Genomic DNA, 19,773 nt, shown 5'->3' on the forward strand with positions numbered 1-19,773 from the left:
CGTGTAATGGAAACGGGTTGGATTCCGGAAACTGTCGGTGGCTGGTTGTAGGTTCTTTGTGTGGACACACGCAACGCCACTGTGGCGCTACTCAAGGAAATCATCTCGCTTGATGTGTTGCAGGAGGTCAATGCTTCGCTGGATTCGTTGGGCGACAGTGATGCTGTCGACGCTGCCGTGGCCGCGTCGGAAGGGATCGCGCGGTTGGAGGCGGTCCGGTTCCGCGCTTTGGCGCAGCTGAACCGCCACCGTGGCGGCGCTTCTAGTGTGGTGCAGGAGATCGCGTTCGCCTTGTCCGTTGTGGACGGTCACGCGGCGGGTCTGGTGTCGACGGCAGTGGCGCTGACCACCCGCCTCCCGCGCACACTCGGGCTGCTCGACCGCGGAGAGGTGGGTGGCTACGGGGCGATGAAGGTCGCCACCGCGACAGCGTGGCTGTCGGACGAGGACGCCCGCGCGGTGGACGCGGTGTTGGAGGATCGCCTGCCAGGCCGGAACTGCGACCAGATCCGGAAAGCGGCCAATCACGCGGCGGTGATGGCCGACCGTGAGGGTGCCGCCCGGCGCGCGGAGCGGCACCGTGCCGGGCGCCGGTTGTCGATCCGCCACGGCGAGACCGGGGTGGCGTCGATCGAGGTCGAGGACGGCCCCGTGGAAAAGGTCGCCGCCGCCTATACGCGCATCGACCGTGAGGCACGCGCCCTCAAAACCGGTGGAGAAACCCGCACCCTGGATCAGCTGCGCGCCGACATCGCCCTCGACCTGATGTTGGGCGGACAAGGCGGCAAAAGTGAACGGTCCGAAGTGTTCCTCTACATGGATTTAAACACCTACCTCGGCCTGAACGACGACCCCGCCGAATTGGCCGGGCATGGGCATATTCCGGCGTCGCTGGCCCGGCACATCGCCTCCGGCCCAGACACCGTCCTGCGCCGGATCATCACCGACCCCCTCTCCGGACAAGTCCTCGACCTCGGCCGCGACCGCTACCGGCCCACCGCCGGACTGGACGAGTTCGTACGAGTACGAGACCGCGAATGCCGAAGACCCGGCTGCCACCGCATCGCCCAAGCCTGCGACCTCGACCACTCACTGCCCTGGCAGCACGGCGGCCACACGAGTGCCACCGAACTGATCGACCTCTGCCGCCGCGACCACCGACTGAAAGACGAACCCGGCTGGATCTACCACCTCGCCGAGGACGGCACCCTCACCATCACCACACCCACCGGACACAGCTACAACAGCACACCACCACCACTGCACGAACCCCGCACCCAAGAGCCACCATTCTGAACCGGTCGCCGAAAAACGGCCACGCTGCCAGCCGTAGGGCCTCGCACCACGTAGCCCATTACCGAAATACGACCATGGTTGAGCGCGCGGACAGGGCTCCGCACGGATCGGTGCCACGGCGGCTGTCGTACTCACCCCTCAGCTGGAGAGGCGCTGTGACCGCTCGTCGCCGAAATTCGGCAACGTCCTGGCCGCGGTGGGGCGGGATTCCGCGAGAGTCGGCGCAATGCTGACGGTTCTGCGGTACCCAGAGTGTCACAACCTTCCAGTTGGGGAACCCTGCGACTGCCGTTGCCGAAATTCGGTCACGGCCTGTTCCCGGGCAGGTGTGCGGAACAGTGCGCTGCCGCAAACCCCAGTCGCTCCTGCGTCTCATGCGGAGATCTGCGGCCCATCGCCGGAATTCGGCTACGGCTCATCGCAAGAGGCGAGACTCCCTGCTCGCCCCCGAACCGGCAACCGTCGCTGCGGTACCCCTCCCGCCGCGGCCCATCGCCGGAATTCGGCAACACCGGAATCGCAAGGACAAGCCCCTAGGAACCGAGCAACCCCAACACCAACCCTGCCCCGCCTACCTCACCACGGAATCCCGCGCAGGCACCGCGTCGATTTCCAGAGAAGAGTCACGCGAAGGTTCCCGCACCACCAGAGTCGCCACGAACGTCAGCGCGATGCAGCCGGTGACCCACCAGAAGAACACGCTCTCGTGTCCGGCCTGCTTCAAGGCCAGCGCGATCGGTTCCGAAAGGCCGCCGAAGACGGCGGTCGCCAGGGCATGCGGGAGTCCGACTCCCAGCGCACGGACGTTGGTGGGGAACATTTCCGCCTTGATGATGGCCGACAAAGCCGTGTAGCCGCTGAGGAAGATCATGGCGGTGATCATGAGCAGGAAGGCGACCCACGGATTCCCCGTCCTGCCCACGAGCGTCATGATCGGCACGGTCAGCACCATGCCGCCGATGGAGAAGCCGAACATGACCGGGCGGCGGCCCCAGCGGTCGGAAAGGGCGCCGGCGACGGCTGCATGAAGATGAACAGGAACAGGGCGGCGAAGCCGATGAGTGAAGCGGTCGGCTTGGGGATTCCCGCCGTGTTCACCATGTACTTCTGCAGGTAGCTGGTGAAGGTGTAGAAGGCCACCGTGCCGCCGATGGCGAGGCCGAGAACGGCGAGAACCTGGCGACGGTGCTCGCGCAGCAGGACCCGCAGTCCGCCGCGGGACGGCGGGCCGGTGGTCGCGGAGCGCTGGAAGTGCTCCGATTCCACCATGGTGCGGCGGAGGTACATCACCACGAGTCCGGCGATCGCGCCGAGCACGAAGGGCACCCGCCAGCCCCACGCGTACATCTGCGCTTCGGTGAGCAGTGATTGCATGACGATCATCACCAGCAGGGCCGAAAGCTGGCCGACGGTGATCGAGACGTACTGGAAGCTCGAGTAGAAACCGCGTCGCCGCGGAGTGGCGATCTCGGACAGGTAGGTCGCGCTCGAACCGAACTCGCCACCCACCGACAGACCTTGCGCGAGTCTGGCGACCACGAGGATCACGGGCGCGAGGATGCCGATCGACGAATAGCCGGGAGTGAGGGCGATGGCCGGCGAACCGAAGCTCATCAGCGTCACGGACAGGGTCAGCGCGGCCCGGCGGCCGAACTTGTCCGCGTAGAGGCCCAGAAGCCAGCCTCCGAGCGGGCGCATCAGAAAGCCGACGGCGAACACGACGGCGGTCGAGAGCAATTGGGCCGTCAGATTTCCCTCGGGGAAGAAGCCGGCCGCGAAGTAGATGCTGAACGAGGCGTAGACGAACCAGTCGTACCACTCGACCAGGTTGCCGAGGCAGCCGCGGACCACGTTCGCGACGACACCGGGTTCTTGTGCGGCAAGGGAAGCTCCTTCGCTCCGGGAACGCCGACCAGCATGAGCTGTGATCCCTGCGGTGGAGAAATAGAAATCCGCGATGGGCACATACCCGGCCGGCATGGTCTACCCGAGGAAGTCGCTCACCAGCTCGCTCGATTCGGGACGGCACTCGTCGAAGTAGGCATGGCGCGCCCCGGCGAAGAGATGCATCCGCGCGCCGGGAATCCGATCCGCCAACAACGGCGCGTTCGCCACGGGCGCGAGCAGATCGTCGTCACCGTGCAGGACCAGGGTGGGCGCGGTGATCTCCGGGAGCACCTCCCAGGCGTCGTGCGTGTTGCTCGCGACCAGATGCCCGCGCACCGCGTGCGGCGGCATGCCGTGCGCGCCCAGCACCCGGTACGGACCGGGATTGGCCGCACGCCAGGCGGGGGTGTACATCAGATTCTCCAGCGTCTCCCGTGCTTCCGCGGAGGACCGCCGGGCCAGGGCCAGCCGTACGTCGTTCGACCGCTCGACCCCGTGCGTGCCGCCCGGCGAGGTGCAGCCGAGCACGAGCCGCCGCACCCGATCGGGATACCGCGCGGCGACCCACTGGGCGACGCGCCCGCCCATCGAGGTGCCGTAGACATCGGCCTCGCCGACGCCGAGTTCGTCGAGGACGGCGAGCACGTCGTCCGCGAAACCCGGTGTGGAGTAAGCGGAGTCGGGCGCGTCGCTGCCGCCCGTACCGCGGTAGTCCATGGTGATCGTGCTCGGGAAGTCCCCGCGCGTGCGATCCCACCACGTATGGTCGTTCGCCTGCCCGGCCAGCAGCACGAGCGGCCTGCCCGTGCCGTGCCACTGGTAGGCCAGCCGGGTGCCGTCGGCGGCGACGGCGTTACCGGTGAGCGTGCTCATTCTTCTCCTGTTCGGTCTTCCCAGAGCCGTGCCGAGGGCCATTCGCCCTCCCGCACGGTCCGGTGGATCTGCCGGACGAGCGCCTGTGCGACGGCGTCGACGGCGGGCGTGACGCGACCCGTCCTGGGCGTACCGAGGACGACGGTGCGCCAGATCTCCGGTTCGCACACCGGAGCCGCGCTCAGGACACCGTCGGAGACGTCCGTCGCGATGCCGATGCCGGGCAGGATCGTCCAGCCGTGCCCGGCGAGTACCAGGCGTTTCTGCAGTGTCATGGCGTTGGTCTGCACGGTGACCTCCGCATCGGCGCCCGCCTCGCGGGCCGCGCCGTCGATGAGGGTGCGCAGAGCGTGCCCCTTGGAGGGCATCACCAGCGGATGCGCGGCCACGTCGGCGAACGGGACGGGCTGGGCGGGATCGAGCCCCGCCGACGGGGGAGCGACCGCCCACAGCCGTTCCCGGACCAGCGGACGGACGTAGAGCGACGGTGTACTGGTCAAGTTGTAGAGCAGGCTCAGGTCGACGTCGCCGTCGTCGATCCACCGCTGGAGGTGCCCGGAGTACGCGGTGAGCAGCCGCAGTTCGATGCCCGGATGCTCGCGGAGCACTTCCGTCGTCAGCGGCGCGGCGAGCCGTTCCGCGGCGCTCTCCAGCAGGCCGACCGTGACGATCCCGGTGACCACGCCGGGTCGCGGGGCCAGCTCGGCCCGGGCCCGGTCGAGTTCGGTGAGTGCCCGCCGGGCACGGTCGACGAGCGTCGCGCCCGCCTCGGTGGGGCGCATCCCGTGGCGGGTCCGTTCGAACAACGGCACCCCGAGTTCCTGCTCCAGGGTGCGGATCTGCCGGGTGACGGCGGGCTGGACCAGGTGCAGCAGCTCGGCCGCGCGGGTCACGCTGCCGACCTCGGCGACGGTCACCAACGCCTTGAGCTGCTTGAAGTCCACCTTCACTCCTGCTCATCGCGGTCCGGTATGCGACCATCATGATTCGGTATTTCACAGACCGTCACATCATCGCTCATGATAACCACATGACCGAGGAAGAGACCGAGATCGTCGCGCTCGTGGCCGGGTTCGTGGATCGCGAGGTCCGGCCCGTCGCGCGGGAGCTCGACCATGCGAACACCTATCCCGGGAAACTCATCGACCAGATGAAGGCGATGGGTGTCTTCGGGCTGGCCGTGCCCGAGCCTTGGGGCGAGACTCAGGTCTCCGCCCAGTGCTACGCGCTCATAACGGAGGAGCTCGCGCGTGGCTGGATGAGCCTTGCCGGCGCGATAGGCGGCCATACCGTCGTCGCGAAACTCCATGCCACATATGGCACTCAGGTGCAGAAGGACACTTACCTGCCGAAGATGGCGACCGGTGAGATCCGCGCGACGATGGCGCTCACGGAACCCGGTGGCGGCTCGGATCTGCAGGCACTCCGCACCACGGCGCGGCGTGAGGGTGACGAGTACGTGGTCAACGGCAACAAGACGTGGATCACCAACGCGCGCCGGTCCCAGCTGGTCGCGTTGCTGTGCAAGACCGACCCCGCCGCCGAACCCGCACACAAGGGGATCTCCGTCCTGCTGGTGGAGAAAGGGCCGGGTTTCGAGGTCTCGCGGGATCTGCCCAAACTCGGTTACAAAGGTGTCGAGAGCTGCGAGCTTTCCTTCGACGACTTTCGCGCGCCGGCCACGGCCCTGCTCGGTGGGGTGGAAGGACGCGGATTCGGTCAGATGATGCGCGGCCTGGAGATCGGCCGGATCCAGGTCGCCTGCCGGGCACTCGGCGTCGGACGGGCGGCGTTGGAGGATTCCCTGCGCTACGCCCAGGAACGCGAGAGCTTCGGCAAGCCGATCTGGCAGCACCAGTCGATCGGCAACCATCTCGCGGACATGGCTACCAAACTCGAGGCCGCCCGCCAGCTGACGCACCACGCGGCGCGACGCTACGACTCGGGCGAACGCGCGGACATGGAGGCGGGGATGGCGAAACTGTTCGCCTCCGAGGCCGCGATGGAGATCGCGCTCGACGCGGTCCGCATCCATGGCGGCTACGGCTACTCGACCGAGTTCGACGTCGAACGGTACTTCCGTGACGCGCCACTGATGATCGTCGGCGAGGGCACCAACGAGATCCAGCGCGGCGTGATCGCCCGCCAGCTGGTCGAACGGCACCGCATCCCGTCCTGAACACCGAGGAAGGCAGTATGCGCCAACCACTCGAGGGAATCACCGTCGTCGCGCTGGAGCAGGCCGTCGCCGCTCCGTTCGCCTCCCGTCAGCTCGCCGACCTCGGTGCGCGCGTCATCAAGATCGAACGCCGCGGCGTCGGCGACTTCGCCCGCGACTACGACCGGACCGTGCACGGCCAGTCGAGCTACTTCGTCTGGCTCAACCGGGGCAAGGAGAGCGTCGAACTCGACATCAAGGATCCGGCGGACCGGGTGCTGCTCGGCGCGATGATCGGCAAGGCGGACGTCTTCCTGCAGAACCTCGCGCCCGGCGCGGTGGACCGGCTCGGCCTCGACGCCGGGACACTGCGCGCGGAACGTCCGGAACTGATCCACTGCTCCATCTCCGGTTACGGCCCGGAAGGTCCATATCGGACGAAGAAGGCCTACGATCTGCTGGTGCAGTGCGAAACCGGGCTCGTGATGTCCACCGGCACCCCGGAGACACCGGCCAAGGCGGGGATCTCGATCGCCGACATCGCCACCGGGATGTACGCCCACAGCGGCGTCCTCACCGCGCTGTACGACCGCGAGCGCACCGGCGAGGGCGCGAGCCTGCACGTCGCGATGCTCGACTCGCTCGGCGAATGGATGAGCCAGCCCGCCTATTTCTCCCGCTACGGCCAGGAACCACCGCGGCGTACGGCGGCGGCGCATCCGTCGATCTCGCCGTACGGCCCGTATCGCACCGGTGACGAGAGGGTCTTCCTGAGTGTCCAAAGTGAACGAGAGTGGAGCGTGCTGTGCCGGGACGTCCTGGGACACGAGGCGCTGGTCGAAGATCCGCGCTTCCGCACCAACGACGACCGCGTCGGCAACGACGGTGAACTCACGGTGATCCTGGAGGAGACCTTCAGCGGCCTGACCGCGGACGAGGTCGGGGACCTGCTGGAGCGCGCCGGAATCGCCAACGCCCGGTTGCGGACTCCGGAGCAGTTCACCCGCCACCCGCAGCTGGCCGCGAGGAATCGGTGGCGTGCGGTGGAAACCCCCGCCGGACCGCTGGAGGCACTGCTCCCGCCCGTCGAAGTCGCGGGCCGGGAACCGGTCATGGGGCCGGTGCCCGCGCTGGGGGCGCACAACGAGTCGATCCGGGCCGCGTTCGGTGCCCGCCAGGAGGTGCGAACGTGAAGGAAATCCTGCAGTCCGGCCCCGCGGAGGCGCTGGCTTCGCTGCTCGACGTCGAGTTGCCGGATCTGGACCGCGACGGCCTGCCCTTGCTGTGGCACTGGTTCTACCTGCTGGACCGGCCGGCGCAGGCCGACCTGGGGCCGGACGGGCATCCGCTCCGGGGCACGGAGCCGGGGCGCCGCCGGATGTGGGCGGGCGGGCGAGTGCGGACGCTCGGCCCGCTGCGGTGCGGACTGCCCGCCGAACGGAAGACGGAAGTGCTTTCCACACAGGAGAAACAAGGCCGCACCGGGCGGCTGACCTTCGTCGTGACGGGCCACAAGATCGTCCAGGGCGGCGAGGTCGTGGTCGAAGAGGAGCAGGACATCGTCTACCGCGACGCCGCTTCCGGGCAGGCCGACGCGCCCGTGGAGGCGCCGGAAGTGCCGGTGGCCGACGACGAATGGGCGATCGACGTCTCACCGACACTGCTGTTCCGCTTCTCGGCGCTGACCTACAACGCTCACCGCATCCATTACGACCGCGATTACGCCCGCGACGTCGAGGGCTACCCGGGACTGCTCACCCACGGCCCGTTGCAGGCGCTCGCGATGGCCGAAGCGGCCCGGCGGCGGGGAAGTGGTGGGAGGCGGGCCTTCGACTACCGGCTCGTCTCACCCCTGTTCGACCATCAGGGAATGATCGTGCGGGCGGATGACACCGGCACCGCGGTACGTGATCGCCACGGACGGCGGACGGCGACCGGAACGGTACGGAGCTTCGGCCGATGAACGATCTCCTGAGAAGCGCGAAGACCTTCCTGTTCGTCCCCGGACACCGGCCGGACCGGTTCGCCAAGGCCGCGGCGAGCGGTGCCGACGTCGTCATCCTCGACCTGGAAGACGCCGTCGCGCCCGATCGGAAAGAGGCCGCCCGTGAGCACGTCCGGGCATGGCTGGCGGAAGGCCATCAGGCGGTCGTCCGGCTCAACGCCGCCGGAACCGCTTGGTACCACGAGGATGTCGCGAGTATCGGACAGGCGCTCGCGGTGATGCTGCCCAAAGCCGAGAACCGTGCCGAGATCGATTCCCTCGCCGGGCGGCTGCCGGGTGTCCCGATCCTCCCGCTGGTGGAAACGGCGGCCGGGGTCGCGGGCGCGGTGGAGGTCTGCCGGGCGGACGCGGTGGTGCGGCCCGCCTTCGGCAGCGTGGACCTGGCCGCGCAGCTCGGGGTCGACCACCGGTCGCACGAGGCGTTGCGGTACGCGCGGTCGGCGCTCGTCGTCGCCGCGGCCGCCGCGGGCAGGGCGGCTCCGATCGACGGTGTCACCACGGCACTCGACGACGAGGCCGCGCTCGCCGCCGACGTCGAGCACGCCAAAACGCTCGGCTTCACCGGGAAGCTCTGCGTGCACCCGCGCCAGGTCGCCGCCGCGAAACGCCGGCTGGTCCCGTCCGACAGCGAGATCGAGTGGGCGCGGGACGTGCTCGGGCACACCGGCGACGGTTCGGTGGCCGTGGCGGGCGGTCAGATGGTCGACAAACCGGTCGAAGCGAGGGCCAGGGCCATCCTCGATCGCGCGGGCGGTCCGTTCCGGCCGGCCGGATGACGCCGATATGCCCCTGGTAGCGCCCGCCGAGTGGCGGTAGCGTTCCGGCCGGCGGACTTTTCGTTACGGGCGAACGGAAAGAAGGCGTGGTCCCCATGCACGAACCGGTACTGACGGAGTTCGCGACCACCGATCCGGAGCAGGCGTGTGCCCTGATCGCCGAGGCGTACCGCGACAACCGGTTACGCGTCCGGGGCAGCGTCGAAAACTACCGATTCGAGCACAACCGCTGTGATCTCGGGGACGTGCACATCGATTTCCTGCACAACACGCTGACCACGGAGGTCGCCGTCCAGCCACTCGACAGGATGGTGCTGCTGCGGGTGCTGGGCGGTGAAATCGAGATCGACGACGGCATCAACGACCGCAGGCTCGGTCCAGGGGACGTGTTCGCCGGACCGCACCCCGGTCACGACTATCGGACGCGTATGCACGGTACGCGGCTGCAGGTCACCGGCATCGACCTGGCGTTGTTCACCGGCGCCGACCCGGCGCAGGACGGCGCCGCGATCGAGCGGTTGTGGTACGAGCCGGTGAGTCCGGAAAAGGCGCGCCGATGGCGTCTGACGGTCGAATACGTGGCCGGGCTGTTCTCCGAACCGGGTGCCGGGAGCGGGCCGCTGGTGCTCGGCGCGGCGGGGCGGCTGATGGCGGCCATGGCCTTGGACACCTTCACCACGGGCGCCGGCGAAGACCGCCCGTGCGACCGCCGGGACGCCGTCCCGGAAACGGTGTGCCGCGCGGTCGCCTTCCTGGAGGCGAATCCGGACCTCGACCTCGGGATCGCCGACATCGCCCGCGCCTGCCGGGTCTCGGTGCGGGCCCTGCAGCTGGCGTTCCGGCGGCATCTGGACATCACCCCCATGGCCTATCTGCGCCGGGTCCGGCTCGACCTGGCCAGAGCGGAACTCCGTGCCGCCGCACCCGGTGACGGCACGACGGTGACGGGTGTCGCGGCGAAGTGGGGTTTCCTGGACGGCAGCCGGTTCAGCGCGCAGTACCGCGCGGCGTTCGGCGAGCCGCCCAGCCACACCCTGCGGAGACCCTGAGGTTCGTTTTCGTCGGTGCAGATGTGCGTTTTCGCCGCTAGACCCGGATGTCCGGACCCTGTTCCATGAAGTCCGGCCGCCAGTAACGCCGGGCCCCCGCCTACTGGTGCGTCGCAACCGAACCGGCCGGCCGGTTCCCTAGCGTGGCGCGGCGATCCCGTCGTACATGACCCGGCGGACCGCGCGGCTCATCGCGGCCTGCCGCTCCGGTGACGGGTCCCGCAGTTCGGACAGGATCGACGCGAGGATCATCCCGTTGATCGCGCGGGCGGTGGAGTCGATGTCCAGGTCTTCGTGCAGATAGCCGAGGCGGACGCCGTGCCGCAGGTAGCCGGCGGTCAGTTCGGCGGCGGTCTCGTAGAAGTCCAGCACCCGCTCCCGCATCTCGGCGTCGATACCCGCCGCTTCGAGCAGGAGGAACCGGGCCATCCGCGGGTCGCCGCCGAAGATCCGGGCGAGCGCGTCGCCGATCCGCGCGCTCTGCTTGCGGTACTCGGCGAGGCTGTTGACCGCGTCCGGCGCGTTGTCCGCGGCCAGCGCGCCGACCACCTTCTCGACCAGGTCAGTGATGACGTGGTCGACGATGTCCCGTTTGTTCTGGAAGTACCGGTAGAAGGTGCCGTGCCCGATGCCCAGCCGGGCGGCGATGTCGGCGATCCCCGTCGCGTGGTAGCCGCGTTCGGCGAAGCAGTCGAACGCGGTCTCCACGATCTCGCGCCGTAGTTCCTGCTTCTTCCGTGCGGCCCTGCTGACCGGGGTCTCCGTCGTCATCCCGCCAGCTTATTGCCCCGCGCGGTCAAATGACATACCGTTCCGGAAATGACACGTCATTCCGTGAGAGCGCTGGTGCTCGGGTGCGGCGGGACCCTGGGATTCGCCTGGACCGCCGCGGTCCTCGACGCGCTCGGCTGGGATCCCCGCGAGGCGGACGTCCTGGTCGGGACGTCGGCGGGGGCCGAGGCGGTGGCCATGCTCGGGGCGGGCATCCCGGCGAAGGCGATCCTCGACGCGGTCGCCGGCGCGCCCGGTGGGGACCCCGTCGTCGCCGCGCATGTCGCGCGGGTGCCGGGCAGGTTTCCGCCGGTGCCGGCTCCGCGCCTGCCCGCGGCCGGATTGGTCCGGGGCGCGCTGCGCCGGGACGTCGACCCGCTCGCCGGTCTCGCGGGTCTTCTGCCGCGCGGCAGGGGAGACGCCGGTTGGCTGCGCGAACTCGGCGACACGCTGGCGCCCGGCGGCTGGGTCCCGCATCCCGCGACCTGGCTGATGGCCGCGGACCTGACGGGGAAGCGGATCGCGCTCGGCTCCCCGGGAGCGCCGCCCGCGCGCCTCGGTGAGGCGATCGCCGCGTCGTGGGCGATCCCCGGCTGGTTCCCGCCGTCCGTCGTGGACGGACGGCCGCTGGTGGACGGGGGCACGGTCTCCCCGACGTCGGCCGACTTCCTGCTCGGGCAGGACGTCGGCGAGGTCGTGCTCGTCGCGCCGATGAGTAGCGAAGGCGGCGCTCCGGCGCGCGGTACGGCCCGGCTGGAACGCCTGCTGCGGTCGGCGATGACCAGACGTGTCGACGACGAGACACGGCGGCTGCGCGCGGCAGGCGTCCGGGTGGTCCGGATCGAACCGGGGCCCGCCGATCTCGCCGCCATGGGCGCCAACTTCATGGACGGACGGCGGCGCGAGCACGTGCTCGCCACGGCGCTGAGGACGGCGCCGGGCCTGGTCGCCGACGCCTTCGAACGAGAGGGAGTGCGCGCATGAGCAAGTACCCGGAACTCGAACTCGACGGCGCGCACGTGGCGATCACCGGTGCGGGACAGGGCATCGGCCGCGCGACGGCGGAACGCATGGCCGCGCTCGGCGCGCGCGTGTCCATCGGCGATCTCGACCTCGAAGCCGCGAAACGGACCGCGGCCGACGTCGGTGGCACCGCGCACCTCTTGGACGTCGCCGATCCGGCCTCGTTCGCCGCCTTCCTCGGTGATGCCGAGCAGGCGAACGGGCCGCTCGCGGTGCTCGTCAACAACGCCGGGATCATGCCCAACGGCGGTTTCCTCGACCTCTCCGACGCGCTGAACCGGGCGACCATGGAGGTCAACGTCTTCGGCGTCGTCCACGGTATGCGGCTGGCCCTGCCCGGCATGCTGGAGCGGGGCCGCGGCCACATCGTCAACGTCGCCTCGCTGGCCGGGAAGTTCCCCGTCAAAGGGCTGGCGATCTACAACGCCAGCAAGTTCGCCGTCGTCGGGCTGACCGCGGCGACCCGGCTGGAGTACGCGCGGCACGGCGTGAGCGTCTCCGCCGTGCTGCCGTCGGCGGTCGACACCGCGCTCGCCTCGGGGCTCGACATGCGGCCGATCCCCAAGGTGAAACCCGGCCGGATCGCCGACGCCGTCGTGGCTTCCGTTCGCACCCGCGCGGCGGAGATCGCGGTGCCCGGCTACGTCGGCGCGCTCGCCACTCTCGCGGCCGTGACACCCGAACCGGCTCTCAACGCGGTCCGGCGGCTGGTTCGCGACGACCGCGCCCTGCGGCCCGATTCACCGGAGCGGGACGGCTACCGCGCCCGCCTCGACCAGGACACCCACCGGGAGGAAAACGCATGAACGCGCAGTACGACGCCGTCGTCGTCGGGGCCGGTTTCGGCGGGATGGGCGCGGCGATCCAGCTCAACCGGCTCGGCTACGACAACCTGCTCATCCTCGAACGCGAGTCCGACCTCGGCGGGACCTGGCATGTGAACCGCTATCCCGGGCTGGCCGTCGACATCCCGTCGGCCACCTACTCGTATTCGTTCGAGCCGAATCCGCACTGGTCGCGGCTCTTCGCGCCGGGCGCGGAACTCAAGCGGTACGCCGAGCACGTCGCGGACAAATACCGGTTGAGGCGCTACATGCGGTTCGGCTCGGTGGTCACCGGCGCGGTCTGGGATGAGGTGAACGCGCACTGGACGGTCTCGCTCGCCGAGGGCGGGCCGGTCACCGCCAAGTATCTCCTCACCGCGACGGGATTCCTTTCCCAACCGAAGAAACCCGAGATCGCCGGGATCGACACGTTCGGCGGCAAGGTCATCCACACCACCGCCTGGGACGACGAGTACGACCTCGCGGGCCGGCGCGTCGCGGTGATCGGCACCGGCGCGACCGCGGTCCAGCTGATCCCCGAGATCGCGAAGACCGCGCGTGAGCTCACGGTGTACCAGCGGACGCCGATCTGGGTGAGCCCTAAACTGGACTTCCCGGTGCCCAAGGCGGTCCGGCGCGCGTTCGCCGCGGTCCCGCTCACCCAGCGGGCCGCCCGGCTGACCGGTACCGCGCTGCTGGAACTGATGATGGTGTCCGGTGTCCTGCACTACAAGCAACTGCCGATGGCGAACCGGCTCGGCAAGCTGTGGTGCCGGGCGCATCTGCGCCGTCAGGTGCGGGATCCCCGGCTGCGCGCGGAACTGACGCCGCGGTATTCGTTCGGCTGCAAGCGCCCGACGTTCTCCAACGAGTACTACCCGGCCTTCACCAAGGACCACGTGCACCTGGAGACGACCTCGATCGCGAGGATCGACGAAACCGGGATCGAGACCGCCGACGGAGTGCGGCGGGAAATCGACGTCCTGGTGCTGGCGACCGGATTCGACCTGTGGGAGGCGAACTTCCCGGCGATCGAGATCATCGGGCGCGACGGCCGGAACCTCGGGAAATGGTGGCGGCAGAACCGTTTCCAGGCCTATGAGGGGGTGGCGATCCCCAAGTTCCCCAACTTCATCTCGCTCAACAGCCCGTATTCCTACTCGGGACTGTCGTATTTCACCACCATCGAGACACAGATGCGGCATATGGACCGGCTCTTCGGCGCCATGCGGCGTCGCGGCGCGACGGAATTCGAGGTCAAGCAGGAGGCCAACGACGCGTTCCTCGACCGGATGACCGAACGCCTCGGCGACTCGATCTTCACGCTCGGGAACTGCGCTCCGGCGAACAGCTACTACTTCAACCCGAACGGGGAGGCGACGCTGCTCCGCCCGTCCTCCACGCTGAACGCCATCAAGGAGGCCGGGAGCTTTCCGCTCGAGGACTACACCTTCGCCTGACCGTCCCTGCCGAGCAGTGCGCGCAGGATTTCGGCGGCGTGCGTCCACAGGACCGCGCCGCCGATGCCGGGGACGATCCGGAGGGTGGCATCGGGAAGGCGACCGGCGAGGGTGACCCCGTTGTCGGGAGAGTGGCTTCGGTCCTGTTCGCCGTACCAGAGATCGACGTGACCGGTGATCGAAGACAACGCGAAAGGCCAGCGGCCCATGGCGAGGACGGTGTCGCGCGCGTACCCCGCCGGGCCTTGGCCGAACGCCTCGGCCATCGCCCGGCGGTAGGCGGACTCGAACGACGGAGCGGTGTAGACCGCGAGATCGGCGTCCGGGGCGGAGCGCGTCACCAGGTTCCACAGGGCGTCGGCGTCGTAGCCGGTGAAAACGGCTTCCGCGCGGGCAGGATCGGAGACGACCAGAGCGACCAGACCCGCCAGCTCGTCGGGCAGCGTCCCGGTGAACTCCGGCCTGCTGATCTCGTCCGCGCCGGACACGATGGCGAGCGGACCGGCCGCTCCCGCCGCGGCGCAGGCGAAGGCGAACGGGGCACCCTGTGAGTTGGCGATCATCGGCGAGACACCGAAACCCCGTTCGCCCGCGAGACAGGCGATGTCCGCGGCGAAATCGGCGAACGTGCGATCCTCCAGCGGGCTGGAAGAGCCGAGGCCGGGCCGATCGACCGTGACCAGCCGGACGTTCAGCGACTCCACGACTCCGGCGGACAGCCCCAGCCGGCGGCTCGTCGCCGCGCCGGGGATCAGCAGGACGACTTCGCCGTCGGGAGGACCCCACTCGGCCCAGCCGAGGACGCGGCCGTCGGGTAGTCCGGTTTCTCCCAGCCTGGCAGGGGCATCGATCTCGAAGTCCACGCCGCCATGATCACAGCCGGTCCACCGGTCGCGCATCCGAAAAACGCGGAGGTGCCGGGACCCCGCGCGGCCCCGGCACCCTTGGCGCTTACTGCCTGTGAAGCCGCAGAGTCACGGCCGCGCCCGCGGCGGCGAGGAAGACCGCGCCGAGCGCGTACGGCCACCACGGCACCTCGGTGTCGCCCACCGGAGTGGCACCGTAACCACCGGCGGCACCGGTGCGGTCGTAGGTCGAGCCGGGCAGCTTGTCGCCGTAGCGGTTCTGCAGGGCCTCGCGGTAGGCGGCGAGCGTCATCGTCTCGCCGGTCTTCGCCACCGACGAGCCGTCGAGGACGGTCACGGTGTCGCCGTCGACGGCATACCAGGCGCCCGCCTGAGGCTCGCTCAGGAGGTAACCCTTGCCGGTCTTCGCCGCGAGACGCTTTTCGACGTCACCCGAGGCGACGTTGTAGACCGACCAGCCCGAGCCCTCGCGCTGCGACCACACGGTCGCGGCGTCGCCGTTGCCCAGGGTGGCGGGGGTGGCGACGTAGGCGAGTTCGGCCGGGACGGAGGAAGTACCGGCGATGAAGGCCGCGGTCGGCTGGTAGACCGCGACCGGTGTCCGCGGATCCGCCTTGGCGGTCCTGGCGGCGACGGCCGTGTCCGCCTTGGCGGCACCGGGGAATTGGGCCTTGGCGAGGCGTTGGGTGGTCGCGTCGCTGGTGACCACTGTGGACACCGCGGCCAGGTCGGCGGGGGTGGGCGCGCCGCTGGGGGCGTCGGCGGCGGAGGCCTGGCCGCCGAGCGCCAGTGACAGGCCGATGGCGAGGATCGTGGCGCCGAGGAAGGTTCGCTTCATGGTTTCAGTCCTTGATCCCGTAGACGGTGTGGGTCCAGGTGAACGAGTTGTTGGACCGGTAGGCGTTGTAACTCATCTGGTTGTAGCGGGGGCTCGAGCCCCACGGGTCGCCGTAGTACACCGTCGTCGCGCCGTTGGTGTTGTCGTAGCCGTAGAGCACATGCATGTGCCCGCCGCCGTTGCGCCAGCCGATCCGGGTGCCGATCGGCTGCCGCGCGTCGACCTGGCTCTTGATGGAGGCGAAGCTCAGCGTCTGGCCGGACGAACTGTAGGTGCCGACGTTGCTGAACCCCAGCCAGCGGAACACCCGCTGCTGGTCGCTCAGGTAGCCCTGGTTGTTCGCGCAGTCCGTTCCGGATTCGTTGTGCGCGATCTGGCAGAACTTGGTCTGGGTGAGGGAATGCCCCCACCACGCGGCGATCGTGTTGCCACTGGCGTCCCAGCACCAGTTGCTCTTCTCCTGTGCCTGCATCCTGATCGGGATCGTGGTGGCCGCCGTGACGGCGGGTGCCGCGGAAGCGGGCGCCTGCAAGGCGACCAACGCGGCGACACCGGCGAAGGCGGTGGCCAGCCCGCGCCTGAATGAGGTCTTCACCGTCGGAACACTCCTAACTGGATGGTCGAACGCGAAGCAAGCGCGGGCGGCTACCCGTAAGGGACAGGTGGGGACTTCGGCTACCCGACTGGGTGACCGACCGGCGCGAGCAGGGGTCATGCGCTGTGGCGAGGTGACAGAGGGGCACTGCGAATAGTCTGAGATTCACCCTCTGGTGGCCTCGTGGCAAGGTTCGCGGCAATACCTAAGGGTCCGTATTGCCGATCCGAGGCCGCGGTCACCGCAGGCTGGCGTCGCCCGTTCGAGTTAACGGCGCGGAGGGGTCGTGACTCCCGTGGTGTGGACCAGCGGAAAGCGCGCGCACCCTGGTCACTGTTCGTGTTCCCGCCTTTCGGCGGGTGTCCGATCGGTATGGTCCCGAGCATGCCGACGATCGGTGCGGCACCGGTGTTCGTGGCCCGCGACACCGAACTGGCCGAACTGGTGCGCGTCGCCTCGCGCCCGCCGTCGGTCGCCGTCGTCGAGGGCGAACCGGGTGTGGGCCGCAGCCGTCTGCTCCGAGAACTGGCCGCCCATCCCGGGATCGCGTCGCGGGTGGTCTGGTCCGCCCGGTGCGGGTCCTTCACGCGGCCGGGCCGGCTGGCGCCGCTGGTCGACGCGTTGCTCGGGAAGAGCGACGTCGCCGCCGCCCACGCGGCCGGTTTCTCGCCGGTGACAGGGGTCCTGCGACGGCTGATCCCCGAATGGTCCCCGTGGTTGCCGCCCTTTCCGGCGAACGCGGACGCCGAAACCGTCCGGCAGCAGGAGTTCCGCGCCGTGCGCGAAGTGCTCACCGGCAGCGGTCCGGCGGTGCTGGTACTCGACGACGTCCACTCCGCCGACGACGACACGTGGGAGTTCCTGCACAGGCTCGTGGCGTCCCCGGCGCCATCGCTGAGCGTGGTGGTGAGCGCGGCCGCGAGCGGACCGCGGCGATTCCCTCCGCTGCGCGAGACCGCCGCGCATTTCTCGCTCGCCGCGTTCACCGAGGTCCAGGTGCGGATGCTGGTGGACGCGTCCTTCGGCCGCTGCGCACCGGATTTCGCCGAAGCCGCGCACCGCCGCACGTCCGGGATCGCCGTCGACCTGACGGCTCTGGTCCAGAGCATCGGCGACACGGCCGAGGCGCTCACGGCGGACAGACTGGCGTCGGCGACCGTGCCGCCGCTCGTGCGAAGCCGGGTCTCCGGCCTGATGACGGCGCTCGGCCCGGCCGCGCAAGACGTCGTCCGCGCGGCCGCGGTGCTGGGATCACCCGCCGGCGAACCGGATCTGGGCGCGGTCGCGGCACCGTCGCCCGGGGCGATCTCCGGCGCGCTCACCGAAGCGGTGGAGGCGGGACTGCTGCGGGATCTCGGCCGTGGCCGCTATGTCCCGGGGAGCCCGCTGATCGCCGAAGCGGTCTACGCGTTGCTTCCTGGACCTCAACGCTGTGCGATGCACGGACGCGCCGCGACCCGGCTCGCCGCGAGTGCCGAACCGTTCGCGTCTCTCATCGCCCGTCACGCGCGGATGGCGGGAGACATCGCCGCATGGACACAGTGGACCGGCGTGGCGGTCGACAACGCCATCGAAGACGGCCGGACAGAGGAAGCGAGCCGCCTGCTCGAAGCGGCTCTGCGGGACACGGAGCTCCCGCGGACCGCGCGCGAATCATTCGCCGTGCGGCTCGGCAGGGAATTGCCGCGCAGTATCGCGCACGCCGGTACGGTCCGCCTGCTGCGGGAGATCCTGCGCGAATGGCCGCTGAGCAAGGCCGCGCGGGGCGAGATCCGGGTCCATCTCGGACAGGTGCTGATCAATCAGATCGGCAAGGTCGAAGCGGGCAGGCTCGAGATCGAACTCGGCGCGGCCGACCTCGGCAGACGCCAGGCGCTGCTCGCCAGGGGGCTGGTCACCTTGGCGCTCCCGCATATCGGCACCGTCCCGGTGGAGGAGAACTTCCGCTGGCTCGACGAGGCCGAGCAGGTGAGCAAGGGAGAACATGACGCCGGGCTGCTCGCCGCGATCGCCGCGAACCGGCTTTCGGCGCGGATGCAGATCGCCGACCCGGAGGCCTGGGACGAGGTCGCCGACCTGCCACGGGCCCCTGAGTCGGCCGAGGTCTGCCGCCAGGTGGCCCGCACCTACATCAACCTCGCCGACGCGGTGGCGTGGAACGGGCATTTCCCGGTGGCGCGGGCCTATCTCACGACGGCACGGCGACTGATCCGTGACGACCACCAGCCCTATCTCGACGCGCTGGCCGACGGCACGGAACTGCGGCTGGACCTGGCGATGGGGGAGTGGGCGAGCGTCGCGGAGAAGGCACGGGCGATGCTGACGCGGGTCGACAAGGACGGTTCACTGGCCGCCGAGCCGCTGCTGGTGCTCGGCTGGTATGAGTACGGGCAGCACCGGCCGACGGCGGCACTGCGCAGTTTCGACGCGGCGTTCGCGCTTTCTGCGGGCAGCGTCCCGGTGCAGGCTTCGGCGTACGCGGGCCGCGTGGCGGTCCATCAGGCGGGCAAGGACCTCCAGGCGGCGAGGCGCCTCGCCGAATTCGGCCTGGAAACCGTGCGCCGCAAGAACAATTGGGTCTGGGCGGCCGAACTGATGCCGTTCGCCGTGCGCACCATGCTCGGGCTGGGACAGCACGTCGAGGCCCGGGAACTCCTCGCGGAGTACCGGCAGGGTATCGACGGCAAGGACGCCCCGGTCGCGAACGCGTCGGCGCTGCTGTGCCGGGGCATGCTCACCCAGGCGCGTGGCGAAACGCTCGCCGCCGGTGATCTGCTGCTCGGTGCCGCGCAGGCTTACGGCGCGCTGCCTCTTCCGTATTTCGCCGCCTATGCCGGCGAGCTCGCGGCCGGATGTTTCTCCGAAGCCGGGGAGCGGGCGCGTGCCGTCGCGTCCTTCACCACCGCGGAGACCACGTACGCGAGGCTCGGCGCGGCCGTGGACGCGCTCCGCTGCCGGCGTTCGTTGCGGCGGTGCGATCCGGAGATGCCCCGGCGCGGCCGCAAGGGATACGGCGAAGCACTGTCGCCCAGGGAACTCGAAGTCGCCCGGCTCGCCGCCCAGAACCTGACGAACCGGGAGATCGGTGAGCGGCTGTTCCTTTCGCCGAGGACGGTCGAGATCCACGTCGGACGGGCACTGCGCAAATTGGGATTGCCTTCGCGCACCGTCCTGACCGCTGATCTGCTCAGCGACATTCCCTAAGGGCACGTATTCGTCGATTCGCTGGGTACGACGGGAGAAACCGCAGGTGAGAGGCGGTTTCTTTAAATAGTGGGGCCAGTGCCGTACTCCACTATTGTTCCGTTTCCGCCGCCGACCGACAGTTGTCGGGCAGTCGCGCTTTCCCGGA

Annotated in this window: 18 protein-coding genes; 10 read left to right on the forward strand and 8 right to left on the reverse strand. The window is 69.5% G+C overall.

Annotation, left to right across the window (positions count from 1 at the left end; all coding sequences use genetic code 11):
• Window positions 1-60 precede the first annotated feature (60 nt).
• Entirely contained in the window at window positions 61-1,296 is a 1,236-nt protein-coding gene (locus BLW75_RS00005) for an HNH endonuclease signature motif containing protein (protein WP_241783845.1), read from the forward strand.
• A gap of 571 nt (window positions 1,297-1,867) precedes the next feature.
• Here BLW75_RS00005 and BLW75_RS44130 read toward each other — a convergent pair.
• The 4 genes from BLW75_RS44130 to BLW75_RS00020 form a co-directional block, all read right to left on the reverse strand.
• Complete coding sequence (locus BLW75_RS44130) at window positions 1,868-2,272, reverse strand: MFS transporter (protein ID WP_395766708.1); 405 nt, start codon at window positions 2,270-2,272, stop codon at window positions 1,868-1,870.
• Window positions 2,239-3,147: an MFS transporter gene (locus BLW75_RS00010; RefSeq protein ID WP_395766707.1), complete on the reverse strand. Its 909-nt coding sequence runs from the start codon at window positions 3,145-3,147 to the stop codon at window positions 2,239-2,241. The genes BLW75_RS44130 and BLW75_RS00010 overlap by 34 nt, the downstream gene beginning before the upstream one ends.
• A gap of 132 nt (window positions 3,148-3,279) precedes the next feature.
• A complete protein-coding gene (locus tag BLW75_RS00015; RefSeq protein ID WP_034316803.1) occupies window positions 3,280-4,056 on the reverse strand; it encodes an alpha/beta fold hydrolase in 777 nt (258 codons plus the stop codon).
• Complete coding sequence (locus BLW75_RS00020) at window positions 4,053-5,000, reverse strand: LysR family transcriptional regulator (protein WP_034316941.1); 948 nt, start codon at window positions 4,998-5,000, stop codon at window positions 4,053-4,055. The genes BLW75_RS00015 and BLW75_RS00020 overlap by 4 nt, the downstream gene beginning before the upstream one ends.
• Before the next feature lie 86 nt (window positions 5,001-5,086).
• Between BLW75_RS00020 and BLW75_RS00025 the strand changes: the two genes are divergently transcribed.
• From BLW75_RS00025 to BLW75_RS00045, 5 genes are all read left to right on the forward strand, one after another.
• The gene (locus tag BLW75_RS00025; protein ID WP_034316801.1) at window positions 5,087-6,235 is read left to right on the forward strand and encodes an acyl-CoA dehydrogenase family protein; all 1,149 of its coding nucleotides are present in this window, start codon (window positions 5,087-5,089) and stop codon (window positions 6,233-6,235) included.
• Window positions 6,236-6,252: 17 nt separating this feature from the next.
• Complete coding sequence (locus tag BLW75_RS00030) at window positions 6,253-7,407, forward strand: CaiB/BaiF CoA transferase family protein (protein WP_034316798.1); 1,155 nt, start codon at window positions 6,253-6,255, stop codon at window positions 7,405-7,407.
• Window positions 7,404-8,177, forward strand: coding sequence for an HTD2 family dehydratase (locus tag BLW75_RS00035; RefSeq protein WP_034316795.1), 774 nt, complete (start codon window positions 7,404-7,406; stop codon window positions 8,175-8,177). The genes BLW75_RS00030 and BLW75_RS00035 overlap by 4 nt, the downstream gene beginning before the upstream one ends.
• Window positions 8,174-8,995 carry an HpcH/HpaI aldolase/citrate lyase family protein gene (locus BLW75_RS00040; protein ID WP_034316792.1) on the forward strand — a complete coding sequence of 274 codons (822 nt, stop codon included), beginning with the start codon at window positions 8,174-8,176 and terminating at the stop codon, window positions 8,993-8,995. The genes BLW75_RS00035 and BLW75_RS00040 overlap by 4 nt, the downstream gene beginning before the upstream one ends.
• Window positions 8,996-9,090: 95 nt before the next feature.
• Entirely contained in the window at window positions 9,091-10,044 is a 954-nt protein-coding gene (locus BLW75_RS00045) for a helix-turn-helix transcriptional regulator (protein WP_034316789.1), read from the forward strand.
• Between the two features lie 138 nt (window positions 10,045-10,182).
• Here BLW75_RS00045 and BLW75_RS00050 read toward each other — a convergent pair whose 3' ends face one another.
• Window positions 10,183-10,815 carry a TetR/AcrR family transcriptional regulator gene (locus BLW75_RS00050; RefSeq protein WP_034316786.1) on the reverse strand — a complete coding sequence of 211 codons (633 nt, stop codon included), beginning with the start codon at window positions 10,813-10,815 and terminating at the stop codon, window positions 10,183-10,185.
• A 48-nt stretch (window positions 10,816-10,863) separates the two neighbouring features.
• On the opposite strand from BLW75_RS00050, the gene BLW75_RS00055 reads away from it, so the two are divergent.
• The 3 genes from BLW75_RS00055 to BLW75_RS00065 are packed head-to-tail and all read left to right on the forward strand — an operon-like array spanning window position 10,864 to window position 14,122.
• Window positions 10,864-11,799, forward strand: a complete 936-nt coding sequence (locus BLW75_RS00055) for a patatin-like phospholipase family protein (RefSeq protein ID WP_034316783.1) — start codon at window positions 10,864-10,866, stop codon at window positions 11,797-11,799.
• A complete protein-coding gene (locus BLW75_RS00060) occupies window positions 11,796-12,644 on the forward strand; it encodes an SDR family oxidoreductase (protein WP_034316780.1) in 849 nt (282 codons plus the stop codon). Before BLW75_RS00055 ends, BLW75_RS00060 begins: the two co-directional genes overlap by 4 nt.
• Window positions 12,641-14,122, forward strand: a complete 1,482-nt coding sequence (locus tag BLW75_RS00065) for a flavin-containing monooxygenase (protein ID WP_034316777.1) — start codon at window positions 12,641-12,643, stop codon at window positions 14,120-14,122. Before BLW75_RS00060 ends, BLW75_RS00065 begins: the two co-directional genes overlap by 4 nt.
• Here the strand turns inward: BLW75_RS00065 and BLW75_RS00070 are convergent.
• The 3 genes from BLW75_RS00070 to BLW75_RS00080 all read right to left on the reverse strand — a co-directional run bounded on the left by BLW75_RS00070 (window position 14,107) and on the right by BLW75_RS00080 (window position 16,421).
• Entirely contained in the window at window positions 14,107-14,985 is an 879-nt protein-coding gene (locus tag BLW75_RS00070; RefSeq protein ID WP_167373453.1) for an alpha/beta fold hydrolase, read from the reverse strand. The two genes, BLW75_RS00065 and BLW75_RS00070, sit on opposite strands and share 16 nt — an antisense overlap.
• 88 nt (window positions 14,986-15,073) lie before the next feature.
• Window positions 15,074-15,826: a hypothetical protein gene (locus BLW75_RS00075; RefSeq protein ID WP_034316774.1), complete on the reverse strand. Its 753-nt coding sequence runs from the start codon at window positions 15,824-15,826 to the stop codon at window positions 15,074-15,076.
• Between the two features lie 4 nt (window positions 15,827-15,830).
• Window positions 15,831-16,421, reverse strand: a complete 591-nt coding sequence (locus tag BLW75_RS00080; RefSeq protein WP_034316771.1) for a papain-like cysteine protease family protein — start codon at window positions 16,419-16,421, stop codon at window positions 15,831-15,833.
• Window positions 16,422-16,805: 384 nt separating this feature from the next.
• On the opposite strand from BLW75_RS00080, the gene BLW75_RS00085 reads away from it, so the two are divergent.
• Complete coding sequence (locus tag BLW75_RS00085; protein WP_241783843.1) at window positions 16,806-19,625, forward strand: ATP-binding protein; 2,820 nt, start codon at window positions 16,806-16,808, stop codon at window positions 19,623-19,625.
• Window positions 19,626-19,773: the final 148 nt, after the last annotated feature.

The sequence above is a fragment of the Amycolatopsis lurida genome (assembly GCF_900105055.1).
In the GTDB taxonomy this organism is placed as follows: Bacteria; Actinomycetota; Actinomycetes; order Mycobacteriales; family Pseudonocardiaceae; genus Amycolatopsis; species Amycolatopsis lurida.

Excerpts from the sequence above, each read along its gene's own strand:
- BLW75_RS44130 (WP_395766708.1), bottom strand. The coding sequence starts at position 2,272 with ATGTTCGGCTTCTCCATCGGCGGCATGGTGCTGACCGTGCCGATCATG.
- BLW75_RS00015 (WP_034316803.1), bottom strand. The coding sequence starts at position 4,056 with ATGAGCACGCTCACCGGTAACGCCGTCGCCGCCGACGGCACCCGGCTG.
- BLW75_RS00025 (WP_034316801.1), top strand. The coding sequence starts at position 5,087 with ATGACCGAGGAAGAGACCGAGATCGTCGCGCTCGTGGCCGGGTTCGTG.
- BLW75_RS00030 (WP_034316798.1), top strand. The coding sequence starts at position 6,253 with ATGCGCCAACCACTCGAGGGAATCACCGTCGTCGCGCTGGAGCAGGCC.
- BLW75_RS00040 (WP_034316792.1), top strand. The coding sequence starts at position 8,174 with ATGAACGATCTCCTGAGAAGCGCGAAGACCTTCCTGTTCGTCCCCGGA.
- BLW75_RS00045 (WP_034316789.1), top strand. The coding sequence starts at position 9,091 with ATGCACGAACCGGTACTGACGGAGTTCGCGACCACCGATCCGGAGCAG.
- BLW75_RS00050 (WP_034316786.1), bottom strand. The coding sequence starts at position 10,815 with ATGACGACGGAGACCCCGGTCAGCAGGGCCGCACGGAAGAAGCAGGAA.
- BLW75_RS00055 (WP_034316783.1), top strand. The coding sequence starts at position 10,864 with ATGACACGTCATTCCGTGAGAGCGCTGGTGCTCGGGTGCGGCGGGACC.
- BLW75_RS00060 (WP_034316780.1), top strand. The coding sequence starts at position 11,796 with ATGAGCAAGTACCCGGAACTCGAACTCGACGGCGCGCACGTGGCGATC.
- BLW75_RS00065 (WP_034316777.1), top strand. The coding sequence starts at position 12,641 with ATGAACGCGCAGTACGACGCCGTCGTCGTCGGGGCCGGTTTCGGCGGG.
- BLW75_RS00075 (WP_034316774.1), bottom strand. The coding sequence starts at position 15,826 with ATGAAGCGAACCTTCCTCGGCGCCACGATCCTCGCCATCGGCCTGTCA.
- BLW75_RS00085 (WP_241783843.1), top strand. The coding sequence starts at position 16,806 with ATGCCGACGATCGGTGCGGCACCGGTGTTCGTGGCCCGCGACACCGAA.